The following is a 3134-nucleotide window of genomic DNA, read 5'->3' on the forward strand; positions in this document are numbered from 1 at the left end:
GCCACCCCGAGCGCCCCGGCCCGGCACCACCCCGCCCGGGGGGGTGGCGGGGCCTCCCGGTGGAAGCCCACGCCCACGGCGACCGCCGTGACCAGCGCCGGCACCCCGAACAGCACCGCCATCGCGGGCGGACCCTGAACCGCGGCGGCCGCCACCACCGCGCAGGACACCCACGCCGCCGCGCGGCCCACCGCGAACCGGCCCAGCGGCAGCGCCGCGAACGCCACCAGGGCGAGCGCGTCGAGCCACGGCGCGGCCCACCCCTCCCCCAGCCGGGCCGCGGCCGCCAGGCCCTGCGCGGCGAGCACCAGGTGACCCAGCAGGCCCGCCATGCCGACCAGCCTGGCCGCGTGGCCGGTCGCGCGGTCGGCCGCGAACCGGGTCCGCACCGCCAGCGCCGCCGTCGCGCCCGCCTCGCCCCAGCCCGGCCGGCCGTACTCCAGGTCCAGGTCGTCGGGCCCGTCGCCGCGGCCGCGGTCCTCGAGGAACAGCGCGACCATCTCCTCCTCGCGCTCCCGCCGGTACCAGGCGGGCAACAGCCTCAGCAGCAGCCGGTAGCGGCGTTCCAGGGTGCTCACACGCCCCTCGCCCTCAGCACCGCCGACGCGGCGCGCACGTTCGACGACAACCGGGCCACCTCGGCCGACAGCGCCCGCACGCCCGCGTCGGTCAGCCGGTAGTAGCGGCGCAACCGCCCCTGGTGGACCTCCTCGCGCTCCCGTTCCGCGAGCCCCTCCACGACCAGCCGGTCCAGCACCCCGTAGAGGGTGCCGACCCGCAGCACGGTCCGGCCCTCCGACAACTCCTCGACCGCGCGGACGATCGCGTACCCGTGCCTGGGCTGCCCGGCCAACGCGGTCAGCACCAGGAACGCCTGCTCCGACATGCCCCTCATGCCCCGAGTTATATCGCAAAGCGGTATATGCGGTCCAGCATGATGTTGGTCGAGGCGTCCTTCCGGGTGGTTCGGGGAGATGACCGGACGGGGTGGTGATTATTTTTGGTCGACACTGAAGGAATCAGGAATATTGACCCGACGGTGGAGGCGGCCCGTCGCCGACGGTGATCGGCTTCGCATAGGGTGGCGCGCCGTGGAACCGACGAACCCGCGCCTCGACCCCACCGACGCCCTGTCGCCCGTGCCGGCGGCGGGAGCCTCACCCGGAGGCAGGCTGCGCTACTTCTTCGGGCCCATGGACTGCGGCAAGTCCACCCTCGCCCTCCAGATCGACCACAACCAGGCCAGGCAGGGCCGCGCCGGCCTCCTGCTGGTCCGCCACGACCGCTCCGGCACGCCCACCATCTCCAGCCGCATGGGCCTGGCCCGTCGCGCGCAGGAGGTCCACGAGGACGTGGACGTGCGCGACCTGGTCCGCGCCCGCTGGGCCCGCGGCGAGCGGGTCGACTACGTGATCGTGGACGAGGCCCAGTTCCTCTCCCCCGCCCAGGTCGACCAGCTCGCCGAACTCGCCGACGACGCCCGCCTGGACGTCTACTGCTTCGGCCTGGCCACCGACTTCCGCAGCACCCTGTTCCCCGGCGCGGCCCGGCTGTTCGAGCTGGCCGACGAGCTCAACGCCATCCAGGTCGAGGTGCTGTGCTGGTGCGGGCTCCCCGGCCGGTTCAACGCCCGGGTCCACGACGGCGAGGTGGTCCGCGCCGGCGACACCGTCCTGGTCGCCGACACCGCGCGCACCGCCGACGAGGTCCGCTACCAGGTGCTGTGCCGGCGGCACTACCGCACCGGCGACCTGGGACCCGACGCCGCGCGCGACGGGCAGCTGAGCCTGACCTGACACACTGGCGCGGTGACGGTCAGGCACAGCAGCGGCATCCTCCTCCACCGCGACCACGACGGCGGCACGCAGGTGCTGCTGGGCCACATGGGCGGACCCTTCTGGGCCCGCAAGGACGAAGGCGCCTGGTCCATCCCGAAGGGCGAGGCCGAGGGCGACGAGGACCCGGTGGTCACCGCGCGTCGCGAGTTCGCCGAGGAACTGGGCCTGCCCGTCCCCGACGGCGACCTGGCGGACCTGGGCGAGGTGCGGCAATCCGGAGGCAAGATCGTCCGGGTGTGGGCGCTGGCGGCCGACCTGGACCCCGAACGGGTGGTTCCGGGAACTTTCGAGCTGGAGTGGCCGCCGCGGTCCGGGACCCTGCGCGAGTTCCCCGAGGTCGACCGGGTCGCGTGGTTTCCGCTGGTCGAGGCCGGGGTGAAGATCGTCAAAGGGCAGCGGCCGTTCCTGGACCGGCTGGTCGGGCACCTCGCCGATGGTGGGCACTGAAATCTTCGAGACCGCCGGAACGCGCGCGCGGGCGTTTGGGTGCGGTCCGTCCGGGTGACCCCTGGGTTGCCGCGACCGGACACTACCGAATGGACACACAGCGTGACCAATCGTTCGGCCACCCCGGATTTCACGGTGGGTGACCACAAGCATGACGGCCGTCACTACTGTTGCGTTAAGCCCGGTGTCACGTCGCCCTCCGTGTTCGGTCTAAGCTGTCGCAGCCGTACAGTTTCTGCCGGTACTGCTCCATCCGTGTGAGGAACAGTCCCGACAGCTTGATAACGCGTCACGATCCCGCCGCGATTGCATCCCTTAGGAGGACGCCTTCGTTGACGGGTGAATGACGTCACTGTGGGCGACCGTGACCGCGAAAGCCGGGAACGAACGGAGCAGTCCGGTCGTTGCACTCGGTGAGCACCAAGCCTGGGCCCCGGCCCTGAGCCGAGCGAAAGGACACCGCCATGGCCGACCGCGTACTACGGGGTAGCCGGCTCGGAGCAGTCAGCTACGAGACCGACCGCAATCACGACCTCGCCCCGCGCCGGTCGGTGCGGTACGCCTGCCCCAAGGGACACGACTTCGAGGTCCCGTTCTCCGACGACGCCGAGATCCCGCACACCTGGGAGTGTCGACTCCACGGTCAGGAATCGAAGATCATCGACGGCGTCGAGCCGGAGACCAAGAAGGTCAAGCCGCCCCGCACGCACTGGGACATGCTGTTGGAGCGGCGCACCATCACCGAGCTGGAGGAGCTGCTCGACGAGCGGCTCGAGGAGCTGAAGGGCAGGCGCACCCGCACCGCCTGACCGCACCGACGACGAGGCGGCCCGGTCGTGGACCACGACC

4 protein-coding genes and 1 pseudogene are annotated in these 3134 nt (G+C 71.9%); 3 read left to right on the forward strand and 2 right to left on the reverse strand.

Going from position 1 to position 3134, the window contains the following annotated elements; genetic code table 11:
• Together AB0G50_RS35800 and AB0G50_RS35805 are read right to left on the reverse strand one after the other, a co-directional pair.
• Window positions 1–578: pseudogene (locus tag AB0G50_RS35800) on the reverse strand (hypothetical protein); the annotation flags it as partial.
• On the reverse strand, window positions 575–886 hold the full coding sequence (locus tag AB0G50_RS35805) for a PadR family transcriptional regulator (protein ID WP_360118552.1): 312 nt from the start codon (window positions 884–886) through the stop codon (window positions 575–577). The pseudogene AB0G50_RS35800 and the gene AB0G50_RS35805, both read right to left, overlap by 4 nt.
• Before the next feature lie 205 nt (window positions 887–1091).
• On the opposite strand from AB0G50_RS35805, the gene AB0G50_RS35810 reads away from it, so the two are divergent.
• From AB0G50_RS35810 to AB0G50_RS35820, 3 genes are all read left to right on the forward strand, one after another.
• Window positions 1092–1796: a thymidine kinase gene (locus tag AB0G50_RS35810; RefSeq protein ID WP_360118543.1), complete on the forward strand. Its 705-nt coding sequence runs from the start codon at window positions 1092–1094 to the stop codon at window positions 1794–1796.
• A gap of 12 nt (window positions 1797–1808) precedes the next feature.
• A complete protein-coding gene (locus AB0G50_RS35815; protein WP_360118546.1) occupies window positions 1809–2285 on the forward strand; it encodes an NUDIX domain-containing protein in 477 nt (158 codons plus the stop codon).
• Between the two features lie 464 nt (window positions 2286–2749).
• Complete coding sequence (locus tag AB0G50_RS35820; RefSeq protein WP_360118549.1) at window positions 2750–3094, forward strand: RNA polymerase-binding protein RbpA; 345 nt, start codon at window positions 2750–2752, stop codon at window positions 3092–3094.
• Window positions 3095–3134 lie beyond the last annotated feature (40 nt).

The organism is Actinosynnema sp. NPDC020468 (assembly GCF_040642015.1).
Lineage (GTDB): Bacteria > Actinomycetota > Actinomycetes > Mycobacteriales > Pseudonocardiaceae > Actinosynnema.